Origin of the sequence: Aquamicrobium ahrensii (genome assembly GCF_040545755.1) — a bacterium.
GTDB classification, from domain to species: Bacteria; Pseudomonadota; Alphaproteobacteria; order Rhizobiales; family Rhizobiaceae; genus Mesorhizobium; species Mesorhizobium ahrensii.
The window spans coordinates 133100-155746 of record NZ_JBEPMN010000003.1 but is presented as its reverse complement, the minus strand read 5'-3'; the positions used below and the strand labels follow the sequence as shown (position 1 = coordinate 155746).

At 62.9% G+C, this 22647-nt stretch carries 21 protein-coding genes; 13 read left to right on the top strand and 8 right to left on the bottom strand.

From position 1 onward, the window contains the following. The first annotated feature begins 19 nt into the window (after positions 1–19). Complete coding sequence (locus tag ABID44_RS05780; RefSeq protein ID WP_354150740.1) at positions 20–985, top strand: ABC transporter substrate-binding protein; 966 nt, start codon at positions 20–22, stop codon at positions 983–985. Between the two features lie 93 nt (positions 986–1078). On the opposite strand, the gene ABID44_RS05775 is transcribed toward ABID44_RS05780, so the two are convergent. Continuing rightward, positions 1079–1537 (bottom strand): Lrp/AsnC family transcriptional regulator, encoded by a 459-nt coding sequence (locus ABID44_RS05775; protein WP_354150739.1) that lies wholly within the window; start codon positions 1535–1537, stop codon positions 1079–1081. A gap of 135 nt (positions 1538–1672) precedes the next feature. On the opposite strand from ABID44_RS05775, the gene ABID44_RS05770 reads away from it, so the two are divergent. Further along, a complete protein-coding gene (locus ABID44_RS05770; RefSeq protein WP_354150738.1) occupies positions 1673–2956 on the top strand; it encodes a cystathionine gamma-synthase family protein in 1284 nt (427 codons plus the stop codon). 5 nt (positions 2957–2961) lie between these two features. Here ABID44_RS05770 and ABID44_RS05765 read toward each other — a convergent pair whose 3' ends face one another. Both ABID44_RS05765 and ABID44_RS05760 read right to left on the bottom strand, forming a co-directional pair. After that, entirely contained in the window at positions 2962–4611 is a 1650-nt protein-coding gene (locus ABID44_RS05765; protein WP_354150737.1) for a thiamine pyrophosphate-binding protein, read from the bottom strand. A 91-nt stretch (positions 4612–4702) separates the two neighbouring features. Continuing rightward, positions 4703–5689 (bottom strand): alpha/beta hydrolase, encoded by a 987-nt coding sequence (locus tag ABID44_RS05760; protein WP_354150736.1) that lies wholly within the window; start codon positions 5687–5689, stop codon positions 4703–4705. A gap of 152 nt (positions 5690–5841) precedes the next feature. Here ABID44_RS05760 and ABID44_RS05755 point away from each other — a divergent pair, with 152 nt between their 5' ends. The 3 genes from ABID44_RS05755 (at position 5842) to tam (ending at position 8828) form a co-directional block, all read left to right on the top strand. Continuing rightward, entirely contained in the window at positions 5842–6240 is a 399-nt protein-coding gene (locus tag ABID44_RS05755; protein ID WP_354150735.1) for a DsrE family protein, read from the top strand. A gap of 109 nt (positions 6241–6349) precedes the next feature. Next, on the top strand, positions 6350–7999 hold the full coding sequence (gene ettA, locus ABID44_RS05750; RefSeq protein WP_354150734.1) for an energy-dependent translational throttle protein EttA: 1650 nt from the start codon (positions 6350–6352) through the stop codon (positions 7997–7999). 58 nt (positions 8000–8057) lie between these two features. Beyond that, positions 8058–8828 carry a trans-aconitate 2-methyltransferase gene (gene tam / locus ABID44_RS05745; protein WP_354150733.1) on the top strand — a complete coding sequence of 257 codons (771 nt, stop codon included), beginning with the start codon at positions 8058–8060 and terminating at the stop codon, positions 8826–8828. A 25-nt stretch (positions 8829–8853) separates the two neighbouring features. Here tam and ABID44_RS05740 read toward each other — a convergent pair whose 3' ends face one another. Beyond that, positions 8854–9168: a DUF2293 domain-containing protein gene (locus ABID44_RS05740; protein ID WP_354150732.1), complete on the bottom strand. Its 315-nt coding sequence runs from the start codon at positions 9166–9168 to the stop codon at positions 8854–8856. After that, positions 9165–9671 carry a tRNA (N6-threonylcarbamoyladenosine(37)-N6)-methyltransferase TrmO gene (gene tsaA / locus ABID44_RS05735; protein ID WP_354150731.1) on the bottom strand — a complete coding sequence of 169 codons (507 nt, stop codon included), beginning with the start codon at positions 9669–9671 and terminating at the stop codon, positions 9165–9167. The genes ABID44_RS05740 and tsaA overlap by 4 nt, the downstream gene beginning before the upstream one ends. 122 nt (positions 9672–9793) lie before the next feature. Here tsaA and ABID44_RS05730 point away from each other — a divergent pair, with 122 nt between their 5' ends. From ABID44_RS05730 to ABID44_RS05720, 3 genes are all read left to right on the top strand, one after another. Beyond that, positions 9794–10807 carry an ArsR/SmtB family transcription factor gene (locus ABID44_RS05730; RefSeq protein WP_354150730.1) on the top strand — a complete coding sequence of 338 codons (1014 nt, stop codon included), beginning with the start codon at positions 9794–9796 and terminating at the stop codon, positions 10805–10807. After that, positions 10807–11724 (top strand): methylenetetrahydrofolate reductase [NAD(P)H], encoded by a 918-nt coding sequence (metF, locus tag ABID44_RS05725; RefSeq protein WP_354150729.1) that lies wholly within the window; start codon positions 10807–10809, stop codon positions 11722–11724. The genes ABID44_RS05730 and metF overlap by 1 nt, the downstream gene beginning before the upstream one ends. A 228-nt stretch (positions 11725–11952) precedes the next feature. Further along, positions 11953–12183, top strand: a complete 231-nt coding sequence (locus ABID44_RS05720; protein ID WP_354150728.1) for a hypothetical protein — start codon at positions 11953–11955, stop codon at positions 12181–12183. 111 nt (positions 12184–12294) lie between these two features. Here ABID44_RS05720 and ABID44_RS05715 read toward each other — a convergent pair whose 3' ends face one another. Next, positions 12295–13470 (bottom strand): lytic murein transglycosylase, encoded by a 1176-nt coding sequence (locus ABID44_RS05715; protein ID WP_354150727.1) that lies wholly within the window; start codon positions 13468–13470, stop codon positions 12295–12297. Between the two features lie 123 nt (positions 13471–13593). Then, positions 13594–14397, bottom strand: a complete 804-nt coding sequence (locus ABID44_RS05710; protein WP_354150726.1) for a glycoside hydrolase family 25 protein — start codon at positions 14395–14397, stop codon at positions 13594–13596. Positions 14398–14546: 149 nt separating this feature from the next. On the opposite strand from ABID44_RS05710, the gene ABID44_RS05705 reads away from it, so the two are divergent. Then, positions 14547–15929: a serine hydrolase domain-containing protein gene (locus ABID44_RS05705; RefSeq protein ID WP_354150725.1), complete on the top strand. Its 1383-nt coding sequence runs from the start codon at positions 14547–14549 to the stop codon at positions 15927–15929. Between the two features lie 92 nt (positions 15930–16021). On the opposite strand, the gene ABID44_RS05700 is transcribed toward ABID44_RS05705, so the two are convergent. Next, positions 16022–19762 carry a hydantoinase B/oxoprolinase family protein gene (locus tag ABID44_RS05700; RefSeq protein ID WP_354150724.1) on the bottom strand — a complete coding sequence of 1247 codons (3741 nt, stop codon included), beginning with the start codon at positions 19760–19762 and terminating at the stop codon, positions 16022–16024. Between the two features lie 179 nt (positions 19763–19941). Here ABID44_RS05700 and ABID44_RS05695 point away from each other — a divergent pair, with 179 nt between their 5' ends. The 4 genes from ABID44_RS05695 (at position 19942) to ABID44_RS05680 (ending at position 22630) form a co-directional block, all read left to right on the top strand. Further along, positions 19942–20193: a hypothetical protein gene (locus ABID44_RS05695; protein WP_354150723.1), complete on the top strand. Its 252-nt coding sequence runs from the start codon at positions 19942–19944 to the stop codon at positions 20191–20193. Between the two features lie 119 nt (positions 20194–20312). Next, positions 20313–21032 carry a TerB family tellurite resistance protein gene (locus tag ABID44_RS05690; protein ID WP_354150722.1) on the top strand — a complete coding sequence of 240 codons (720 nt, stop codon included), beginning with the start codon at positions 20313–20315 and terminating at the stop codon, positions 21030–21032. After that, positions 21029–21793, top strand: a complete 765-nt coding sequence (locus ABID44_RS05685; protein ID WP_354150721.1) for an N-acetylmuramoyl-L-alanine amidase — start codon at positions 21029–21031, stop codon at positions 21791–21793. Before ABID44_RS05690 ends, ABID44_RS05685 begins: the two co-directional genes overlap by 4 nt. 183 nt (positions 21794–21976) lie before the next feature. Beyond that, a complete protein-coding gene (locus tag ABID44_RS05680; protein WP_354150720.1) occupies positions 21977–22630 on the top strand; it encodes a lytic transglycosylase domain-containing protein in 654 nt (217 codons plus the stop codon). The last annotated feature ends 17 nt before the right edge of the window (positions 22631–22647 follow it).

Sequence of the window (22647 nt, the reverse complement as noted above, 5' to 3'; positions counted from 1 at the left end):
CTTTCAGAGGGTGAGAACAATGAAAAAAATGCTTGTATCATTGCTGGCGGGGGCCATGTCTCTCGCCGCAGCTCAGGCCATGGCCGCCGACAAGGTGGTGCTGCAGCTCAAATGGGTGGCGCAGGGCCAGTTCGCCGGCTATTTCGTGGCCAAGGAGAAGGGTTTTTACGAGGAAGAAGGCCTTGACGTCGAAATCAAGAACGGCGGACCGGATATCGCGCCCGAACAGGTGATCGCCGGCGGTGGCGCCGATGTGATCGTGACGTGGATGGCGGCGGGTCTGGCCGCGCGCGACAAGGGCGTCAAGCTGGTCAACATCGCCCAGCCTTACGCCAAGTCCGGCCTTGAACTGATCTGCCCGAAGGATGGACCGATTCAGACCGAAGCCGACTTCAAGGGCCATACGCTGGGCGTTTGGTTCTTCGGCAACGAGTATCCGTTCTATGCGTGGATGCACAAGCTTGGCCTGCCCACCGAGGGCGGTCCCGATGGCGTCACGGTGCTGAAGCAGAGCTTTGACGTGCAGCCGCTGATCCAGAAGCAGGCCGACTGCATTTCGGTCATGACCTATAACGAATATTGGCAGGCCATCGACGCAGGCTTCAAGCCGGAAGACCTCGTGGTCTTCAATTACACCGAGCTCGGCAACGACCTGCTCGAGGACGGGCTCTACGTCATCGAGGACAATCTCAAGGACGCAGCCTTCGAGGACAAGATGGTGCGGTTCGTGCGCGCCTCCATGAAGGGCTGGAAATATGCCGTCGACAACCCGGAAGAAGCGGCGGAAGCCGTGATGGAAGCTGGCGGGCAGGATGAAAACCATCAGCAGCGCATGGTGGGCGAAGTGGCGAAGCTGATCGGCGACGGCAAGCTTGATCCGGTCGTCTACGAGCGCACGACCAAGGCGCTCCTCGACCAGAAGATCATCACCAAGGAGCCGGAGGGCGCCTATACGACGGCGATCACAGACAAGGCGCTGCAATAAAGGCAGCCGGTTCGAAACAAGGCCGAAGGGGCGGGAAACCGCCCCTTTTTTCGCCTGCGGCTTTCCGTTGACCCCGGAACGGAATTACCGGTTTCACATGCGTCGTTCCTTGATCGTGTTCATGATGAAACTGGTCTCGATCGAGGCGACGCATTTCAGCCGCGCGATCTTTTCCTTGATGAAACGCTCATAGTCGCCAAGGTCGCGGGCGACGACCTTGAGCATATAGTCGCGCGAGCCGGTGACGAGATGGCACTCCAGCACCTCTTCCCAGCCGCGCACCGCCTGCTCGAACATGACGATGTCATCCTCATTCTGCTGGACGAGCCGTATGGTGGCGATGGCCGTCATGGTCCAGCCATAGGCGGCCGGATCGACCAACGCCGTGTAGCCACGGATGACGCCGGTTTCCTCCAGCCGGCGCACGCGGCGCAGACAGGGTGAGGGCGACAGGCCGATGCGCTCGGCCAGTTCGATATTCGGCAGGCGCGCATCGGCCTGCAACTCTTTCAATATCCTGCGGTCGAAATCGTCGGCAATTTTCTGGGTCATGAATTGATATTTTTGGATGAGGATTGCGCTATCTCAGTCATGGCTGGTCGAAAATAGCAAGGATTGAGCCGTCTGGTTGCGCTAGATTGCGCGAGAGACTGAAAAACGGCCGCAAGGCCACTTCCGGGGATCGTCATGACAGCGCCAAAACCCTCCAGAACCCATATCGGCAACCACAAGCTCCATCCCGAAACGATGATGCTGAGCTACGGCTTCGATCCGCTGCTTTCGGAAGGCGCAGTGAAGCCGCCGGTGTTTCTCACCTCGACATTCGTGTTCCGTTCGGCGGAAGAGGGCCGCGATTTCTTCGATTACACCTCTGGCCGCAAGGAGCCGCCGCAGGGCACGGCGGCCGGGCTTGTCTATTCGCGCTTCAATCACCCCAACAGCGAGATCGTTGAGGACCGGCTGGCCGTCTACGAGAATACGGAAAGCTGCGTGCTGTTCTCGTCGGGAATGTCGGCCATAACCACCGCGATCCTCGCCTATGCGCGGCCGGGCGATGTGGTGCTGCATTCTCAGCCTCTCTATGGCGGCACGGAAGTGTTGTTGGCGCGTACGCTGGCCGGATTCGACATTGGCGCGACAGGATTCTCCGACGGGGTGAACGGCGAAGCGGTGCGCAAGGCGGCGCAAGAGGCGGTGGCAAAGGGCAGAGTGTCGATCATACTGGTGGAAACGCCGTCAAATCCGATCAACAGCGTCATCGACCTTGCACTGATGAAGGCGGTGGCCGACGAGCTGGAGCAATCGCAAGGCCATCGCCCGGTGGTGATGTGCGACAATACGCTGCTCGGGCCGGTTTTCCAGCGCCCGGTGGAGCTCGGCGCAGACGTGTCGCTTTATTCGCTGACCAAGTATGTCGGCGGCCATTCCGACCTGATCGCCGGTGCGGCGATGGGCAGGACGGACGTCATCAAGCCGATCAAGGCGCTGCGCGGGGCCATCGGCACGCAACTCGATCCGCACTCCTGCTGGATGCTCGGCCGCTCGTTGGAAACGCTGGCGCTGCGCATGGAAAAAGCGGACGCCAATGCGAAAATCGTGGCCCAGTTCCTGCGCGATCACGCCAAGGTGGAAAAGGTGCAGTACCTGCCGTTTCTCGATCCCGAAAGTGCTTCCGCAAAGGTGTTCCGGGCGCAATGCTCGGGTGCGGGCTCGACCTTCTCCTTCGACATTCGCGGCGGCGAGAAGGCGGCGTTCGCCTTCCTAAACGCGCTGCAACTGTTCAAGCTGGCCGTCAGCCTGGGCGGCACGGAATCGCTGGCCAGCCATCCGGCGGCGATGACCCACTCTGGCGTGCCGCTGGAAGTGCGCCAGCGCATCGGCGTGCTGGACACCACCATTCGCCTGTCGATCGGCGTCGAGCATCCCGACGATCTGGTCGCCGATCTGGCGCAGGCGCTGGCGGCGGCCTGAGGGCGTCAGCGCTTCTCCCGAATGTCGGTCAGCGTGCGTGTGGGTGTGATCGCGTCCGGATCCAGCCGGATCTCTATGATCGCCGGCTTGCCGCTCGCCCGTGCGCGCTCGAATGCGGGCGCGAATTCGATGGTCGTCTCCACAGTCTCGCCATGCCCGCCGAAGGCGCGGGCATAGGCGGCGAAATCCGGGTTCTTCAGGCTGGTTCCTGATACGCGACCGGGATAGTCCCGCTCCTGGTGCATACGGATGGTGCCGTAGATGCCGTTGTTGAGGATGACGACGATGACCGGCAGGTCATATTGCACGGCCGTTGCAAATTCCTGACCATGCATCAGGAAGTCGCCGTCTCCGGCCCAGACGATCACCTCGCGGTCCGGAAACACGCTCTTGGCGCCGACGCCTGCCGGCACGCCGTAGCCCATGGAGCCCGAAGTCGGCGCGGCCTGCGTGTTGTATCGGCGAAAGCGGTGGAAGCGGTGCATCCAGGTGGCGAAATTGCCGGCGCCGTTGCAGATGATGGCGTCCTGCGGCAGCGTGCTTTCCAGATAATCCATGATCGGCCCCATCTGCACGGGACCGGGGCCGGTTTCGGGCGGTGTCGACCATGCCAGATAGTCTGCGTGGCGCTGCTTCGTCTCATTCGCCCAGACCGGCGCAGCCTTCGGCTTGCGGTTGGCGAACGCCTCGACGAAGGCGGCGGGGGACGCGTTGATCGCAAGCGCCGGCCGGTAGACGCGCCCGAGCTCGTTGGCGTCGACATGGACATGGACAAGCTTCTGGTCCGGATAGGGGCTCTTCATAAGCGTATAGTCCGACGACGGCATTTCGCCGAAGCGCCCGCCGATGAGCAGAACGAGATCGGCGTCCTTGATGGCGCTCGCCAGCTTCGGGTTGACGCCGATGCCGACGTCGCCGGCATAACTCCCGTGCAGATGGTCGAACAGCATCTGGCGGCGGAAGGACACGCCGACCGGCAGCGCCCAGTTTTCCGAAATGCGCTGCATGTGCTCGACCGCCCCCGCGTTCCAGCGCGTTCCGCCGAGAATGACAAAGGGGCGTTTCGCCTCGGAAAGCAGTTTTTCCAGCTCATCGATCTCCGCCACGCCGGGACGAGTTTCGACCGGCGTGTGGGGCAGGGCGGCGGGCGCTTCGACTTCCGAGACAAGCATGTCTTCGGGCAGTGAAATGATGACCGGGCCGGGCCGGCCGGAGGTGGCCACCGCGAAGGCGCGCGTGACCAGTTCGGGGATGCGCGCGGCGTCGTCGATCTCGACCACCCATTTGGCGATATCGCCGAAGAAGGCGTGATAATCGACTTCCTGAAAAGCCTCACGATACTTTGCATGGCCGGCGATCTGGCCGATGAACAGGATCATCGGGATAGAATCCTGCATGGCGATGTGGACGCCAGCGGAGGCGTTGGTCGCGCCGGGGCCGCGCGTGACGAAGCAGACGCCGGGCTTGCCGGTGAGTCGACCCTGACAGTCGGCCATCATGGCCGCGCCGCCTTCCTGACGACAGACGATGGTGCGGATGCTGGAATCGTGCAGCGCGTCCAGCACGGCGAGATAGGATTCGCCCGGCACGCAGAAGATACGGTCCGCACCATTGGCCTCAAGCGCCTCGACGATCAGCTTTCCACCGGTTTTCATTGCTAATTTAACTCCAGTTCAGTCCGATTTGTTCGGTGTGTTCGCTAAATGGCGCGGCGAGCTTCGGTGGTAACAAGCCTTTCCGATGCTGTCACGCGCTGTAGGATGGGCCAGAAAAGGTGGCGTCCGCTCCTGTCGCAGCCGGATTGCGAGGACAGATGCGGTCGAGCCAGACCGCGAAATCGTCCATCACCTGCTCGCGGTTGATTTCGTTGAGGCTTTCGTGGCGGGTTCCAGGGTAGGTGGTGGAGGTCACCTCCGAAAAGCCCATGGCGTTGAGGCGGGAGGCAAGCTGCGACATGCTTTCGCCGCCATTGGTGGCGGGGTCTTTCTCGCCACCTGTCAGATAAAAGGGCAGGCTCCTGCGAACACCGGCGAAATTGGCGTTGTCCGCGCCGGTTCCGGCAAGGCGGAGCAGATCGAACCAGAGGGAGATGGAGCCGTTCCAGCCGCAAAGCGGATCCGCGATATAGGCGTCCACCTCGGCCGGATCGTGCGAGAGCCAGTCGAAAAGCGTACGATGAGCGGGAACCGCCTTGCCCCACGCCTCAAAGGTGAGTTTCGGCAGCAGGCGGGACGGCACATCCGAGCCCAGGCGGAAGCGCTCCCAGGAAAGGATCGCCTTCGCGGCGAGCGCAAGCGGACCGGACTGGAAATTCGAGTTCCAGACGGCGGCGGCGTGGATGCGGCTGGAATGGCGAAGCACATGGTTCAGCGCGATCATGCCACCCATCGAATGGCCGAAGATGACGACCGGCAGACCTGGATGCTCGTCGGCGATCAGATCGTGTACGGCGTTGACATCGGCGATGACCTTGTCAACGCCGTCCCGTTCGGCGAAGCGGCCGATCGGCTCATCGGGCGCACGGGTGAAGCCGTGGCCGCGATGGTCCTGCGCATAGACGTGGAAGCCTCGCGCCGACAGGAATTTCGCAAAAGGTGCATAGCGGGCCGCATGTTCGGCCAGCCCGTGATTGATCTGCACAATACCGCGCGGGGACGCCGCCGCCGGCTCGATATACAGGTTGAGCGCTGCGCCGCTCGCAGTAGAAAGAGTTCGCTGGCTGTTGAAGCTCATTTCCTTCCCCCGCCCGCCGCAAAATTGCATGGTCGATGTCGAGGCGTCGCCCTTGTCGGCAGTCGATCGTCAATCGCGTGGCTGCATAAAACGCTTTTACGTGCAACAAGCGCAATCCGGTCATGACAAATTTACATGGGATGATGCGCGTCGTGGTGAACAGAACCCCGGAAAGATACCGAAAGCAGCAGGTCGTCTATCATATCAATGGCGATGGCGGGCCGGAAGGCGGCCTCTACAAGGCGGCGCTGGTGAATGTGCGCAACCACATCGCGGCGCTGGGCGCGGACAATATCTCGGTGAAGGTCCTGCTGCACGGCGACGGCGTGACGCTGCTGACGACGGCGCGGCGGGATGTTGAACTGCAATCCGCTGTCGTCGCTCTCAAGGCGGATAAAGTTTCGTTTCTGGTTTGCGCCAACACGCTGCGGGGTCGCAACATCGATAGCGGGTCGGACCTGTTCGATGTGGCCGACGGCGATATCGTGCCGTCAGGCGTAGCGGAACTCAGCCATCTGCAGCAGCAGGGATATACATATATAAAGCCATAGCGGCCTTCAGCGCCGGGCGCGGCAAGGGGGAGTTGGGGCATTGCCCCGGGCCGGTCTTTCGCCTACATAGCGGCCAACCTCCGATCACAAATTGTTCAAGGAAGAGCGCGTGGCACGCCAGTTCATCTATCATATGGCCGGCCTGAACAAGGCCTACGGCACCAAGAAGGTGCTGGAGAATATCCATCTTTCATTCTATCCGGACGCCAAGATCGGCATTCTGGGCCCGAACGGCGCCGGCAAGTCGACCATCCTGAAGATCATGGCCGGGCTCGACAAGGAATATACCGGCGAGGCCTGGCTGGCTGAGGGCGCGACCGTCGGTTATCTCGCGCAGGAGCCGAACCTCGATCCGCAAAAGACGGTATTCGAAAACGTCATGGACGGCGTCGCCAAAAAGACGGCAATCATCGAGCGCTACAATGAGCTGATGATGAACTATTCCGACGAAACGGCGGAAGAATCGGCCAGGCTTCAGGACGAGATGGATCGCCTGAACCTGTGGGATCTCGAACAACAGGTCGAGATGGCCATGGAGGCGCTGGCCTGCCCGCCCAAGGATGCGGACGTGACCAAGCTTTCCGGTGGTGAGCGCCGCCGCGTGGCGTTGTGCCGCCTGCTGCTGGAAGAGCCGGACCTGCTGCTGCTCGACGAACCGACCAACCACCTTGACGCCGAGACGACCTCGTGGCTGGAAAAGCACCTGCGCGCCTACAAGGGCTCGGTGCTGCTCATCACCCACGATCGCTACTTCCTCGACAACGTCACCGGCTGGATTCTCGAACTCGACCGTGGCCGCGGCATTCCTTACGAGGGCAACTACACCAAGTATCTGGAAGCCAAGTCCAAGCGCCTCAAGCAGGAGGGCCGTGAGGACGACGCCCGCCAGCGCGCCATCAGCCGCGAGCGCGAGTGGATCCAGTCGAGCCCCAAGGCCCGCCAGACCAAGTCCAAGGCGCGTATCAAGGCGTTCGAGGATCTTCTGGTGGCGGCCGATTCACGGCGTCCCAGCGACACCCAGATCGTCATCCCGCATGGCGAGCGCCTCGGCAACGTCGTCATCGAGGTCGATGGCCTGTCGAAGGGCTTCGGCGACGAATTGCTGATCGAGAACCTCTCGTTCAAGCTGCCGCCCGGCGGCATCGTCGGCGTGATCGGCCCTAACGGCGCGGGCAAGACCACGCTGTTTCGCATGATCACGGGCCAGGAAAAGCCCGACAGCGGTTCGATACGCGTCGGAGAGACCGTCAAGCTCGGTTATGTCGACCAGAGCCGCGACGCGCTCGACCCCAACAAGACCGTGTGGGAAGAGATTTCCGGCGGCGCGGAGGTGGTGAAGCTCGGCAAGTTCGACGCGAACACCCGCGCCTACTGCTCGTCCTTCAACTTCCGCGGACAGGACCAGCAGCAGAAGGTGGGCAATCTGTCGGGCGGTCAGCGCAACCGCGTGCATCTGGCCAAGATGCTGCGCAATGGCGGCAACGTGCTGTTGCTCGACGAGCCGACCAACGACCTCGACACCGAGACGCTGGCGGCGCTTGAAGATGCGCTGGAAAACTATGCCGGCTGCGCCGTCATCATCTCCCACGACCGCATGTTCCTTGACCGTCTGGCCACGCACATCCTCGCCTTCGAGGGCGACAGCCATGTCGAATGGTTCGAGGGCAATTTCGAGGATTACGAGCAGGACAAGATCCGCAGGCTCGGCCCGGAGGCGGTCAACCCGCATCGCATGACCTACAAGCGCCTGACGCGCTGATGTTTGACGACGACGCCCCGCCAAGTGCGGGGCGTTTTTCTTTTCGGGGAGAGAAACCATGCAGGACTGGTCCGCCGCGCAATATCTGAAGTTCGAGGACGAGCGCACGCGCCCCTCGCGCGATCTGCTGGCGCAAGTGCCGGTGGCCGCACCCCAGCGCGTGGTGGACATAGGCTGTGGACCGGGGAATTCGACCGAGCTACTGGCCGCGCGTTGGCCGGAGGCTGAAGTCAGCGGCATCGACACTTCACCCGACATGCTGGAAAAAGCCCGCAAGCGATTGCCGGGTGTCAGCTTTGAACTGGTGGACGCCGAGACCTGGACGCCTCCGCAAAAGGTGGACGTGCTGTTCGCCAACGCTGTGTTCCAGTGGCTGCCCAACCATCCGCAGGTGCTGGTGCGCCTGATGGACCGGCTTTCGCCGGGCGGTGCGCTGGCCGTGCAGATGCCAGACAATCTGGGCGAACCCTCGCACCGGCTGATGCGCGAAACGGCGGCGGAAATGCCGTTCGCATCGAAGATCGCCGAGGCGGCGCGCGACCCGCTGCCGCCGGTGCAGCGCTATTACGATCTGCTGACGCCGCTGAGCGCGCGCCTCGATATCTGGCACACATTCTACAACCATCCGCTGGCCGGGCCGGGCGCGATCGTCGAATGGCTGAAATCGACCGGCCTGAAGCCGTTCGTCGATCCGCTGGAGGAGGATGAAAGGCAGGCGTTTTTATCCCGCTATCTGGAGAAGATCGCGGCTGCCTATCCGGCTGCGGCGGATGGCAAGGTGCTGCTGCGCTTTCCGCGCCTGTTCATCGTGGCCGTGCGCAAGGGCTGACCAGGCGCAACCAAACAGCTTGGGCTCACACGTCCTCGTCGTCGGGGTCGAGCAGGCGGGTGGCGCGCCATTTCGTCAGCCAGACGTTGATTTCGTCAATGACGAAGAAGCGCGCCGAATCCCGGTCGTATCCTTCGGCCAGAAGCTTTTCGTAATCCGTGTGGGCGTGGCGGATATGGGCGACCGCCGCAAGCCAGACCGCGATGGAGGCGGGCAGGGCTTTCAGATGCGGCGCGCCGGCGTCCGCCCTGATTTTCTCGATATCCGCATAGGGCGCCATCGGCAGCAAGGCGGTCACCGCCTTCGCCATAGACTTCTTGCGGCCCGTTGCCCGGTTCATATGCGCTCCGCCTTCGGAATAGCGGCTTCCTCGATTGCATCGACGGATGCAAAATAGGGCTTGAGGTCCAGCACCGGCGTTCCGTCAAGCACATCGATGGCGTCGAGCTTTATCGTTCCGGCGCTCTGGTCGATTGCGACCATGCGGGCGGTGTGCAACCCGATAGGGTTCGGCCGGGCGGGCGAACGAATAGAAAAAACGCCTTTGGCCTCAGGTGCATGGCGCGGTTTCTGAACAATCAGATTCCGGGGCGAATGATGCAGCCATGTCAGGATGTGGACGTGGCTGTAGCCTTCCAGACCCGACAACCCTTCACGATAGGCGGGGTCGAGCACCAGGGTCGCTGTTGCGTTGCGCTCGCGCGCCTGCCGCATGTTTTTCGGGCATTCTTCCCTCAAGGTCCATGGTGAAGAGATGCGGCCGATGAAGACGACATGCCCATCCGGCTCCATCCCGGCAGGGTCATTCGCCAGCCTTTTCTCGCCATCGCGCGGTTCAAACATAGGCGCCGTCTCCCTTCGTCCACAGCCTGGGCGTGGTGGAAATCCCCCATTGCAAATTTTGCGAGAATGACATAAACATATCTTTATATCTTTCTTATTGTCACTCGAAGAGAGCCAGGGGCATGACCGTCACGCTCGATACGATGGTAGATACATTGAAGGCGGCGGCCGAATCCAGCCGGCTGCGCATTCTGGTGCTTTTGGCGCAAGGCGACCTGACGGTCTCCGACCTCACCGAAATCCTCGGCCAGTCGCAGCCGCGCGTCTCGCGACACCTGAAGCTCTTGATGGAAGCCGATCTGATCGGCCGTTATCAGGAAGGCTCGTGGGCCTTTTTCCGCCTTTCCGATCAGGAGACGGCGCGCGCTTTCGTGTTGCGGCTGATTACGGGCGTTGATCCTGCCGATCCCCAGATCGAGCGCGACATGGAGCGCCTCGCCACCGTCAAGCGTCGTCGGCAGGAAAGGGCGACGGAATATTTTTCGCAGAATGCCGCAAGCTGGGATGAAATCCGCTCGCTGCACGTACCCGACAGGGCGGTCGAGGCGGCGCTGCTGGAACTGGTCGGCAAGCGCCCGTTCCAGTCCATGCTCGACCTCGGCACCGGCACCGGGCGTCTGCTGGAGATCCTCGCGCCGCTTTACAGGCGGGGCGTCGGCATCGACATGTCGCGCGAGATGCTGGCGGTGGCCCGCGCCAATCTGGACCGCGCCGGCGTCACCAATGCGCAGGTCCGGCAGGGCGACATCTTCGCGCCGCCGGTGGAGCGCGACGCCTATGATCTCGTCACCATCCATCAGGTGCTGCACTATCTCGACGATCCGGCCCGCGCCATCGCCGAGGCGGCGAGGCTGTTGCGTCCGTCCGGGCGGCTGATCATCGTCGATTTCGCGCCCCACACGCTGGAATTCCTGCGCGAGGAGCATGCGCACCAGCGCCTCGGCTTCTCGGACAAGCAGATCGAGGATTGGTTCGCCGATGCCGGGCTCGACCTTGAAAGCAGCGAGGAATTCGAGCCGCGCGGCAACGGCGCAGCCGGCCTGACCGTCAAGTTGTGGCTTGGCCGCGACCGCCGGCTGCTGATTGCCGATCCTGTTGAAACCTTGCAAATCACCCAAGTCGGGGAAGTCGCCTGATGAGTTCGTACCGTTTTTCGCGCCGTCCCGATATTGGCGAGGGCATTCGCGTTTCCTTCGAGTTCTTCCCCCCGAAGAGCGACGACATGGAAACGCGGCTGTGGGACACGGTCACGAGGCTGCAAGCCTTGCAGCCCCACTTCGTATCCGTGACCTATGGCGCGGGCGGCTCCACCCGCGAGCGCACGGCGCGCACGGTGGCGCGCATCCTGCACCAGACCGACCTTGCGCCGGCCGCGCATCTGACCTGCATCGACGCCTCGCGCGACGAGGTGGACGAGGTGATCCGGCAGTTCGTGGAACTCGGCGTGACCCGTTTCGTGGCGCTGCGCGGCGATCCGGCCACGGGCGCCGGCACCGGCTACCAGCCGCACCCGGGAGGCTATGCCAACGGGGCGGACATGGTGGGAGCGCTTCGCCGGCAGGGCGATTTCGATATCTCCGTCTCGGCCTATCCGGAAAAGCATCCGGAAAGCCCGGATTTCGCCACCGACATCGACATGCTCAAGCGCAAGGTCGACAATGGCGCGACGCGGGCGATCACCCAGTTCTTCTTCGACAACGATATCTACGAGCGCTACGTCGAGCGGGTGCGCAGGGCCGGTATCTATATCCCCATCGTGCCGGGCATATTGCCGGTTCACAACATCGTGCAGGTGGCCAATTTCTCGGCGCGCGCCGGCGCGCATGTGCCGGCATGGCTGCGCGAGCGCTTCGCCGGGCTTGAAAGCGATCCGCAGACCCATGCGCTGGTCGCCGCCGCCGTCGCGGCGGAGCAGGTGCACGACCTGGTCGAGCGTGGAGTGGGAGACTTCCACTTCTACACAATGAACAGGGCCGATCTGGCTTTCGCGGTGTGCCACATGATCGGCATCCGCCCTCGTTCAAACGGGGGAGAGAAATCCGCCGCGGCCTGAGCATGGGACCGAAAAATGGAACCCTGTTTTCAGAAAATCCGATGCTCAATCAAAGCGTTAGAACGTCCTTTATGCGTCCGGTTGGACGCATGTCGCTCTATAGCGCGACAGGATCTGAATGGAAACGAAAAGGCCGGGCTTGAAGCCCGGCCTTTCTCGTGAACTCTGTTTTCAGATACTGGGTTCGGTTACTGGCCTATCCGCTCATGCGGTCAGGGCAGGACGCCGATGATCAGAGCGCCAACGAAGGCAAAAGCGGCGCAAAAGATCAACGCGTTGATCGGCCTTGTAAGTCCCATGGATAGCCTCCTTCTGAAAAGCTATCAGGGGAATCTAGAAATATTCAGCGCCGGCACAAGCAAAAATTTTGCTGCATTGCGGCGGATTTGTGGAACGTTTTGTGCGTTCTTATTGAAATCGCTGGATAAAATGCGTTTAATCTTTGTGCATAAATTATGACTGACGGGAGACGCCAGGCGGGGAAACGCCCATGCCGGGGGCGAATTGCGGCTACCCCTTCCGGCGGATACGGGCGAAGCGCCGGCTAACGGGATTCGGAGCGGAGCGGGATTACAGCCTGGACAGAAGTTCGGCCGTCGGCCAGCCGTCGGCGGGAATGCCGAGGCGCAATTGCTCCCGGCGCACGGCCTCGCGTGTGTTGGTGCCGAGGATGCCATCCACATTGCCGACGTCGTAGCCGCCGGCCTGAAGCTTGCGCTGCAGGCCCTTCATCTGCTCCATGTCGAGGCCGGGCTCGGGCGAGCGCGGATCATAGGCCGGAGCACCCTCCAGACGGGTGGCGAGCACGGCCGCCGTGAGCGCATAGGTGAAGGACTGGTTCCATTTCAGGTAGACTTCGAAATTGTCGTAGGTGAGGAAGGCGGGACCCTTGCGGCCCATCGGCAGGGCGAGACCGGCTGTCTGTCCGTTATCGGCCAAAGCGCCGCCGTCGCGGCGGGTCACTCCCCATGCGTTCCACTGGGAAATAGGCAGCTTGTTGGTGCGGCTGGTCTCCTCCCATGGCAGATTGTCCGGGAGACGGACCTCCTCGATCCACGGCTGGCCGGGGACCCAGCCGCGGGACTGGATCTTTTTGCCCGTGGTCATGATGGCGTCGGGGGCGCTATTACGCAGGTCGACAACGCCGTCATTGTCGCCGTCGACGCCATTGTTGAGATAGTCGGCGGGCAGGATCTGGGTCTGGCCGATCTCGCCGGCCCACGCGCCCTTCACGTCGGCGGGCAGAACGCCGTGATCGATCAGCGTCAGCAGCGGCGTCAGATGCGGGCGGAAGAGCTGCGGCCTGCGGCAGTCATGCGCCAGCGTCACCAGTGCGTTGAGCGTGAGAAAATCGCCCTGCACCGCGCCGAAATCGGTTTCCAGCGCCCAGAAGGCGGTGATGACAGACGCCGGTGCGCCATATTCCTGCTCGGCGCGGTCGAATACGGAGGCATATTTGCCCAGGTTGGCCGCGCCGTGCTTCAGCCGGTATTCCGAGATCATGCGGCCGGAAAATTCGATGAAGGTCTGTGAGAACACGCCTTGCGAGCGGTCGCGGGCGAGAACGCGGGTGTCGATATCGGCGCCCGCCAGCGCGCGCAAGCCCGCCTCACCAACGCCGGCGGCGCGAGCCTCCCCGGCCACGTCCTGCTTCCACACCTCGAAATCGATGCCGCATTCCTGGGCGACGGCGGCTGCGGGCAACGCCGTCAGCAGCGTGGCAATGGCAAGAATACGCGCTCGCATGGTGTCCTTCCAGCTTCGACGGGATTTTGACCGCGCCTCAAGGTGCGCGCTATGGCCATCACTTATGTCGAAAACCGGGCGAGACCATAGCCACGCCCCATCAATGCGATCGGCTTCCCCCTGTCAACGGGTGTTCTGACGCAACCAGTTGCTCCAGGCTGCCTGTGTCCCGTTGAAGACGTTGATGTCGGCTTTGCCCCTGATTCCAGGCACGATGCCGGTGCCGGTGTATTGCCAGAAGGTGAAGGGGTGCGGACCATAACGCTTCGACGGGTGGCCGGCGACCGAGCGCAGCCAGTAGGGATAGCCGTGGAAGGTCGAGAGGTTGTTGTCGTCGAAGAAGTCGATCGAGGTGTAGATGATCGGCTTCTTGCCGTAGTGGTTCTCGATGGTCTTCAGGAAGATCGACATTTCCGTGCGCACGGTCTCCGGCGGCGGCCGCAGCTTGCAGGAGGGCGAGAGCGGATTCCATTCCATGTCGAGCACCGGTGGCAGCGCTGAGGGATCTTTTGGAACGTTCCGGATGAACCAGCGCGCCTGCTCGACCGCCGGCCGGCAGAAATAATAGAAGTGATAAGCGCCGCGCGGCACGCCGGCGGCCTTTGCATCGCGCCAGTGCTCGTGGAAATAGTCGTCCACCCGGTCTCCGCCTTCGGTCGCCTTGATGAAGGCGAAAGAGATGCCGGACGCCCTGGCCTGCGCCCAGTCGACCGAGGTCTGGTATTTGGAGACGTCGGTGCCGTGCACGGCGTAATGCCATGGTGCGGCCCCTTGCCAGTCATGCGGGTTGCTGTCGCCATAGCGCGGCGCCTTGCCGGCGACCCCGGAAGCCGGGGCGGAAGGGGTGCTGGTGGGGACCATGTCTTCAAGCGTGGTGGAGCAGGCGCCGAGCAGAGCCAGTCCGAAAAGGAACGCAAGTCGGCGCATTGTTTTCCCCAAAGTCCTTCCCGGCGGCTGCCGATGCCGGAGCCGCTTCCTCCCCGGTGATTGCCGAACATGGTTTATATTCGGTTGATGGCCTCCCGCAGAACCGCAAATATGAGCGGAAATGCACGGCGAATCGAGGGGCGGGAGCGATGCGGCTGTTCACAAGGTTGCTACGAGGGCTGGTTGCGTTGCTCCTCGCAGCAGGCCTCGGGCTTTTCGGCTGGCTCTATGCCGCGCCGCCGCAACTGATCCGCGTCGGATCCGGCTATGCCGCCAAGATCGTCTGCTCCAACGTCTTCATCGCCGGTCGCGATCCGCAACAGGTGCTTGAAGTGGACGTGCAGGCGCCCGGCCACCCACTACTGAAGCTGATGCGGGTTTCCGTGGATCGTGACGAGAAACTGGTGCGGGCGGGCCTGCTCGGTTTCCTTGGCGAAAGCACAGCCGTGGCGCGCGAGGGGCTGGGATGCGCGAATGTTCCCGATGGCGATCTGGAAAAGGCGCGGGCGGTGCAACTGGATGAAGTGCTGTCTTCCCAGCCTTTGCCGGCGCTGTGGCCGCAAGGTGATCAGGTGGAGGCTGCGACGGCGGAGGTCGCCGCCGTTCTCGCTGACGACGATCTTGTCGGGAAAGGGATGCGCGCCGTCGTCGTGGTGCACGACGGACGCATTGTTGGCGAACGCTATGGCGAGGGTTTTTCGGACACCACGCCGCTGCTCGGCTGGTCGATGTCCAAGACCGTGAACGCCGCGATCATCGGCACGCTGGTGCGCGATGGCCGCATGTCGCTTGAGGACGCTCAGCTCTTTCCGGCGTGGGAGGGCGATGAACGCGCCACGATCACCATCGCCGACCTGATGGCCATGTCGAGCGGACTCGCGTTCAATGAGGATTACGGCGCGGTCGCGGATGTGACCCGCATGCTCTATCTGGAGCCGGACATGGCGGGTTTTGCAGGGACGAGGCCGCTGGCTGCTCCGGTCGGCACGAGCTTTTCCTATTCGAGCGGGACCTCCGTTCTGCTTTCGCGGCTGTGGCAGGAAGCGCTGGGCGACCCGCAGCAGGCGCCGCAATGGCCGCGGAGCGCGCTGTTTTCCCCGCTCGGCATGGACAGCGCGGTCATCGAGGCCGACGAAAGCGGCACGTTCGTCGGCTCGTCTTACATCTACGCCACGGCGCGCGACTGGGCGCGCTTCGGCCAGTTCCTGTTGCAGGATGGCGTCTGGAACGGAGAGCCGATCTTGCCGCCGGGCTTTGTGTCCTGGATGCGCGAGCCTGCGCCTGCCTCGAATGGCGTCTACGGCAGGGGTCAGCTTTGGCTCGAAGCGCCGGACGGCAATGGCCACAGGATGGGGGTGCCCGCCGACACCTTCTGGCTCAAGGGCCACGACGGGCAGACGGTCGCGGTGATCCCTTCACGGCGGATGGTGGTGGTGCGCATGGGCCTGACGCCGAAGGCCGTCGGCTATACGCCCGAGCTTCTGGTTTCGGCGCTGGTCACAACGCTCAATCGATCCGGCGGGCAGGAGTGAGGGTGCCGGATACCGATTCAAGACATCCCGATTCAAGACAAGGGGTTACGCCGTCTTTCGCAGATTTCGATTCCGGAACCTCGCCCGGCGACTCAAGCGGGGTCTGATCCACTTTTCTCCGAATTGCCTAAGTCTTCAGGCGCGCCGTTACCGCCCGGCGTCGGGGTGGTGACGATCACCGCTTCGCCGGCTTCGAGCACCGTCTGGTCGCAGGCTCTCAACGTTTCGATGCGGCCGTCCTTCCGGCGTATTCCGGTATGTCCCACCTCGCCGTCTCCGCCGCCGTCCAGCCCGCGCGGCGGATGGGAGCGATGCGAGGAGAGGATCGCGCATTCCATGCGTTCGAGGAAACGGATGGTGCGGCTTATACCGTCGCCGCCTTTCCATCTTCCGTCGCCGCCCGATCCCTGGCGGATATGAAAATCCTCCAGCAGCACCGGGAAGCGCAGTTCAAGGATTTCGGGATCGGTGAGGCGAGAATTGGTCATGTGGGTGTGCACGCCGGAGACGCCGTTGAAACCGCGCCCGTCATTCATGCGGCCGGCCGGCGAACCGGAGCAGATCGTCTCGTAATATTGATAGGTCTCGTTGCCGAAGGTCAGGTTGTTCATGGTGCCCTGTGCGTTGGCGAGCGCGCCCATGGCGGAAAACAGCGCATTGGTGACGTGCTGCGATGTCTCCACATTGCCGGCCACCACGGCGGCCGGGTAGGCGGGGCGTAACATGCAGCCCTCGGGAATGATGATGTTGACGGGCCTCAGGCAGCCGGCATTCATCGGGATGCTGTCCTCCACCATCACGCGGAACGCATAAAGCACCGCCGCACGCGTCACCGGCTCCGGGGCGTTGAAATTGTTCTTCTCAACGGGCGAGGTGCCGCTGAAGTCCACGGTCGCCTCGCGCTTTTGCCGGTCGACGGTGATCCTCACGCGGATCACCTGTCCGGTGTCGGTCACGTATTCGCAGGCGGAGTCGTCGGGCAATCGCACCAGCACACGGCGAACGCTTTCGGCGGCGTTGTCCTGCACATGGCCCATATAGGCCTCCACCACGGGCAAGCTGAAATGCGCCACCATCTTGCGCAATTCCGCTGCGCCCTTCTCATTGGCGGCGATCTGGGCTTTGAGGTCGGCGATGTTCTGGCGTGGGTTGCGCGCCGGCCAGGGGTGATCGCTGAGCAGGGAAAGCAGTTCCGATTCGCGGAAGCGGCCTTGCTCGACGAGCCGGAAATTGTCGAACAGCACGCCTTCCTCATCCACCGTGGTGGCAAGCGGCGTCATCGAGCCGGGCGCGACGCCGCCGATATCTGCATGGTGGCCGCGCGAAGCCACCCAGAACAGGATGCCTTGCTTCGCCTCGTCGAAAACCGGTGTCACCACCGTAATGTCGGGCAGGTGCGTGCCGCCATTATAGGGGGCGTTGAGCGCGAAGACGTCGCCGGGGCGCACATCGCCCTCGTTAAGGCGGATGATGGTTTCCACGGAGCGGTCCATGGACCCCAGGTGCACCGGCATGTGCGGGGCATTGGCCACCAGCGCGCCCGCCTGGTCGAACACGGCGCAGGAAAAATCCAGCCGTTCCTTGATGTTCACCGAATAGGCTGTGTTCTGGAGCGTGACGCCCATCTGCTCGGCGATCGACATGAACAGGTTGTTGAACACCTCCAGCATGACCGGATCGGCCGCCGTTTTTCCCGAGAGGCCGGTGCCCGGAGCCGCGCGCCGCGTTTTCTTGTGCGGGCGGCGCAGCAGCACATGGTTGCGCGCTGTGATCTCGGCCCGCCAGCCAGGTTCGATGACGATGGTCTGATGGCTTTCGATCAACAGCGCCGGTCCCGAAATACTGTGGCCGGGACGCAGGGTATCGCGGCGATGAACGGCGGCGTCCCGCCACTCTCCCTCGCAGAACACCTTTCGCGTTTCGCCCTGCTCCGCTTGGGCATGGACCAGAGCCGCTTCAGTTTCGTCGCGGCCGCCGCCCTGCCTGTCATGGCCTTCGACCTCGACAGTCTCGATCACCATCGGGCGGTCACCATAGATGAAGCCGAATTGCGCCTTGTGGGCGGCCTCGAAGGCTTGGCGGCTCTCTTGAAGGGAACGAGCGGAAAAATCCACGGGCAGGGCGGTGTCGGTGCCTTCGTAGCGGATGTGCAGCTTCGGACGCCAGTCGATCGATGCTTGCGGCACGCCCTGAGCGACGATTTCCTCTCTCACCAGCGCATGCAGGCTTGTGATGACGGTTTCAACTTCGTTGAGGCTTTCATGCGCCAGCGGCTTCACCAGACCCTGCTGGCGCGAGGCGGACACACTGGCCAGTCCGATGCCGTAAGCTGAAAGCAGGCCGGAAAAAGGATGGATCAGCACCGCTTCCATGCCGAGCGCATCGGCGACAAGGCAGGCGTGCTGGCCGCCGGCGCCGCCGAAGCAATTGAGCAGATATCCGGTGACGTCATGGCCGCGCTGCACGGAAATCTTCTTGATGGCGTTGGCCATGTTCTCGACGGCCACGGTGATGAAACCTTCGGCCACGGCTTCTGGCGAGCGGCCGTCGCCGATTTCGCGGGCCAGCGCCGTGAATTTCTCCTGCACTGTGGCCTTGTCCAGCGGCTGGTCCTGACCCGGTCCGAAGATGGCGGGGAAGAATTCCGGCTGGAGCTTGCCCAGCATGACATTGGCGTCGGTGACGGCCAGCGGCCCTCCATGGCGGTAACAGGCGGGGCCGGGGTCGGCGCCGGCCGAACCCGGACCGACGCGAAAGCGGCCTGTTTCATAATGGAGGATCGAACCGCCGCCGGCGGCGACCGTGTGGATACGCAGCATGGGAGCGCGCACCCGCACACCGGCCACCTCGGTATCGAAGGCGCGCTCATATTCACCGTCATAGTGGGCGACATCGGTGGACGTGCCGCCCATGTCGAAGCCGATCACTTTCCGAAAGCCGGCCAGCCGCGCGGTCCCGGCCATGCCGACGACGCCGCCGGCCGGGCCGGAAAGCAGTGCGTCCTTGCCCTGAAAGAAGTCGGCTGCGGTCAGCCCGCCGGACGACATCATGAACATGAGCCGCGGGCTTTCGTTCCCGGTCGGGCGCTCGCCCGCCTGCGCGCCGGCACCAGCGGCCTGCGCCTCCTGGCTGGCTATGCCGAGTTCTCCGGCCACCTGCCGCACATAGCGGGAAAGTATAGGCGAGAGATAGGCGTCCACCACAGTGGTGTCCCCGCGACCGACCAGCTTGACCAGCGGCGAGACGCGGCTGGAGACGGAAATCTGGGAAAAGCCTGAGTCTTCGCAAAGTCTTGCCGCCATTTCCTCATGCGCCGGCCACTTCCAGGCGTGCATGAAGACGATGGCGACGGCCTCGATTCCGTCGGCCTTCGCCTGGGCGAGAGCGGCGCGGATCGTGTCCGGGGCGAACGCCGTCTCGACCGTGCCGTCGGCGCGCACGCGCTCGTCCACTTCCACGACACGCTCATAAAGCTGTTCGGGCAGGATGATTTCCTTGGCGAAGATGTCGGGTCGCGCCTGATAGGCGATGCGCAACGCATCGCGGAAGCCGCGTGTGACGAGAAGAAGCACCCTGTCGCCGCGCCGCTCCAGCAGGGCGTTGGTGGCGACAGTGGTGCCCATGCGGATTTCGCCAACGAGGCCGGGCGGGATCGGCGCGCCGGTATGGAGTCCAAGCAGCCGGCGCACGCCCTCTACCGCGGCGTCGCGATAGGCGGCGGGATTTTCCGACAAGAGCTTGAGCGGATGGAGACCGCCTTGCGGGTCACGGCCGATAATGTCGGTGAAGGTGCCGCCGCGGTCGATCCAGAAATCCCATTGTCCGCCCGGCATCTTCACTCTCCCCGCATGTTCCGGATGACTGTTAGACCGCTGCGCCGCATCGGACAACCACCGGCGTCGCGCTCCCCCTGTTACAGAGCGAAACGCAACGTTATGAAACAGATAGCTGATTTCGGCATTACATTTGCAACCGCCTGACGAAGGCGGGGGTGTTTGTAAGGAGACGAAATATGAAGAAGCTCGTTCTTGCCTCTCTTTCCGCTCTGGCCCTGCTGGGCGTAGCCGCCTGCAGCGACAGCGGTTCCGATGCCACCACCACCCAGAGCACCACGCCGCCGGCAGACGAACAGCCGATCGCGCCTGACGCCACGGCCCCGGCGACGCCTCCGGCAACGGATGGGTCGACGACGCAAAGCATCACGCCGACCCCGGATGATGGCGGCTCGCAGACCGATCCCGCCATGCCCGCGCCTGTGGAGTAAACTTTTTCCTCCCTCGACTTCCAATGGGCCGGCATTGCCGGCCCTTTTTTTCGCCCGGATCGCCTGTCAGGGGGAACAGCATGCTTTCCTGTCCCCTCGAAAGATTCTAAACAGCCTCCATGTCCATCTGGAACCGCATCGGCGATTTCATCCAGCGCCTTTCAACTTTCACCGCGGCCGGGGTGGCCGACATGGTGGAGGCGTTGCGCACGCTGTTCGCCGGCGATCCCGAACTGCGCCGCAAGGTGGCGTTTTCGGTCGCCATGATCGCGCTGTCGGCCAAGATGGCGAAGGCGGACGGCGTCGTCACCCAGGACGAGGTGAGGGCTTTTCAGGCGATTTTCGAGGTTCCGCCGCAGGAGGCGCACAATGTCGCGCGCGTCTATGACCTCGCCAAGCAGGATACGGCCGGCTTCGAGGTCTATGCCCGGCAGATGGCGGGTCTGTGCGGCAATGGCGGCCCCAATTGCATGATGCTGGAAGACATACTCGACGGGCTGTTCCATATCGCGACGGCGGATGGGGTGCTGCACGAGCGCGAGGAAGGTTTCCTGCGCCGGGTGGCCGAGATTTTCAGCATCGGGGAAGACCATTACCAGATGATCCTCTCACGCCATGTCGAGCTTGGAACGGCCGATCCTTATGTGGTGCTGGGCATCGAACGAGGACAGCCGCTGACCGAGGTGAAGAGGCGCTACCGAAAGCTGGTGGCGGAAAACCATCCGGACCGGCTGATCGGCCGGGGCCTACCGCAGGAATTTATCGCCATCGCCACCACGCGGCTGGCGGCGATCAACGCGGCCTATGAGCTTATCGAGCGGAGTCTGCAGGCGGCATGAGCGGCTTCTCTCCCGACCATCCCGGAGCGGAAGTGAGGGTGTCGCCGAATTTCGGCCCGCGTCGCGGCGGGCTGCGGCCCGACATGATCATCCTGCACTATACCGGCATGGAGAGCGGGAAGGCTGCCGAAGCCCGGCTCTGCGACGCCGAAAGCGAGGTGTCTTCGCATTATCTTGTGCATGAGGACGGCCATATCGTGCAGATGGTGCGCGAAAGCGACCGCGCCTGGCATGCCGGAAAAAGCTCATGGCGGGGGCTCAACGACATCAATTCGAGTTCGGTCGGCGTCGAGATCGTCAATCCCGGCCACGAGCTGGGATATCCCGCCTTCCCGAAACGGCAGATCGACGCCGTCATCGCCCTGTGCAAGGGGATAGCCGACCGCCACCGGGTGAGGCCCGAAAGAGTTCTTGCCCATTCCGATATCGCGCCCGGCCGCAAGGTCGATCCGGGCGAGAAATTCCCGTGGAAGCGCCTGTTCGAGGCGGGCGTCGGGCATCTGGCGCTCCCGTCGCCTTTGCGCCCGGGAGCGATGCTCAGGCAAGGCGATGCGGGGCCGGACGTCGAGAAGCTGCAGTCGATGCTGGCGCTCTATGGCTATGGCGTGGAGATCACCGGCGCCTTCGACGCGCAGACGCGCATCGTCGTGGAAGCCTTCCAGCGCCACTTTCGCCGCCGCATTGTTGACGGAATCGCCGATGGTTCCACTTTACGGACCCTTGAGCGGCTTCTCGCTTCCGTGCCGCAAGGCTTTGAATAACATATAATAAAATAACCTGCGTAATATAATGTAATTTTAATTGAACGGCTTCGCCATTTTTGGCCCGGCATCTGCATCCACAGGAATGCCCAAGCCGATCGGATCTCCTCCCAAGTAATTCCCGGTCGCATCCAATCCACGGCATGCGCTGTTCTTCGCATGCCCGGCACTGAACAGGACAAAATGAAGAAGTTGACCGTTTTCACGGCAGCTATTGCTGCTGCTATGCTCACTATCGCCGCCGGGGCCGCCAGGGCGGACCGCTTCGATCCGCAACTGGGCGGGCGTGGCCTCGTCGTCAATAAGGAGGCCGAAGTCAAAAAGGCTGTCGCCAAACCTGCCGCCAACCCTGCCGCCAAGCCGGAAAAGACGGCTTCCAAAAAGAAAGCCCCTGCAAAGGCCAGGAAAACTCCGGCGAAGAAGGCAGCCGCCAGTTCTTCGGCAACCTCGGGAACGCAATATTCCACGCTCATCAGCCAGTATGCCGCGAGCTACGGCGTGCCGGTTTCGCTGGCCCATGCCGTGATCAAGGTGGAAAGCAATTATCGACCCAACGTTGTTGGCAGGGCCGGAGAAATCGGTCTCATGCAGATCAAGCCGTCGACCGCGCGCATGATGGGCTACAGCGGCTCGGCGAAGGGATTGTTCAATCCGGAAACCAACATCAAATATGGCATGAAGTATCTCGCCAAAGCCCACAGCCTCGGCGGCGGCACGACTTGCGGCACGATCCTGAAATACAATGCCGGCCATGCTGCAAAGCGCATGAACCCGGTGTCTTCCGCCTATTGCGGCAAGGTGAAGGTGCATATGGCCTCGGCCGCTCCCACCAGTTGATAGGGAACCGGACGCTT

What these genes read in the sequence shown, in the direction of transcription:
- ABID44_RS05780 (WP_354150740.1), top strand. Translation starts at nt 20, where the DNA reads ATGAAAAAAATGCTTGTATCATTGCTGGCGGGGGCCATGTCTCTCGCC.
- ABID44_RS05775 (WP_354150739.1), bottom strand. Translation starts at nt 1,537, where the DNA reads ATGACCCAGAAAATTGCCGACGATTTCGACCGCAGGATATTGAAAGAG.
- ABID44_RS05770 (WP_354150738.1), top strand. Translation starts at nt 1,673, where the DNA reads ATGACAGCGCCAAAACCCTCCAGAACCCATATCGGCAACCACAAGCTC.
- ABID44_RS05765 (WP_354150737.1), bottom strand. Translation starts at nt 4,611, where the DNA reads ATGAAAACCGGTGGAAAGCTGATCGTCGAGGCGCTTGAGGCCAATGGT.
- ABID44_RS05760 (WP_354150736.1), bottom strand. Translation starts at nt 5,689, where the DNA reads ATGAGCTTCAACAGCCAGCGAACTCTTTCTACTGCGAGCGGCGCAGCG.
- tam (WP_354150733.1), top strand. Translation starts at nt 8,058, where the DNA reads ATGCAGGACTGGTCCGCCGCGCAATATCTGAAGTTCGAGGACGAGCGC.
- ABID44_RS05740 (WP_354150732.1), bottom strand. Translation starts at nt 9,168, where the DNA reads ATGAACCGGGCAACGGGCCGCAAGAAGTCTATGGCGAAGGCGGTGACC.
- tsaA (WP_354150731.1), bottom strand. Translation starts at nt 9,671, where the DNA reads ATGTTTGAACCGCGCGATGGCGAGAAAAGGCTGGCGAATGACCCTGCC.
- ABID44_RS05730 (WP_354150730.1), top strand. Translation starts at nt 9,794, where the DNA reads ATGACCGTCACGCTCGATACGATGGTAGATACATTGAAGGCGGCGGCC.
- metF (WP_354150729.1), top strand. Translation starts at nt 10,807, where the DNA reads ATGAGTTCGTACCGTTTTTCGCGCCGTCCCGATATTGGCGAGGGCATT.
- ABID44_RS05720 (WP_354150728.1), top strand. Translation starts at nt 11,953, where the DNA reads ATGATCAGAGCGCCAACGAAGGCAAAAGCGGCGCAAAAGATCAACGCG.
- ABID44_RS05715 (WP_354150727.1), bottom strand. Translation starts at nt 13,470, where the DNA reads ATGCGAGCGCGTATTCTTGCCATTGCCACGCTGCTGACGGCGTTGCCC.
- ABID44_RS05710 (WP_354150726.1), bottom strand. Translation starts at nt 14,397, where the DNA reads ATGCGCCGACTTGCGTTCCTTTTCGGACTGGCTCTGCTCGGCGCCTGC.
- ABID44_RS05705 (WP_354150725.1), top strand. Translation starts at nt 14,547, where the DNA reads ATGCGGCTGTTCACAAGGTTGCTACGAGGGCTGGTTGCGTTGCTCCTC.
- ABID44_RS05700 (WP_354150724.1), bottom strand. Translation starts at nt 19,762, where the DNA reads ATGCCGGGCGGACAATGGGATTTCTGGATCGACCGCGGCGGCACCTTC.
- ABID44_RS05695 (WP_354150723.1), top strand. Translation starts at nt 19,942, where the DNA reads ATGAAGAAGCTCGTTCTTGCCTCTCTTTCCGCTCTGGCCCTGCTGGGC.
- ABID44_RS05690 (WP_354150722.1), top strand. Translation starts at nt 20,313, where the DNA reads ATGTCCATCTGGAACCGCATCGGCGATTTCATCCAGCGCCTTTCAACT.
- ABID44_RS05685 (WP_354150721.1), top strand. Translation starts at nt 21,029, where the DNA reads ATGAGCGGCTTCTCTCCCGACCATCCCGGAGCGGAAGTGAGGGTGTCG.
- ABID44_RS05680 (WP_354150720.1), top strand. Translation starts at nt 21,977, where the DNA reads ATGAAGAAGTTGACCGTTTTCACGGCAGCTATTGCTGCTGCTATGCTC.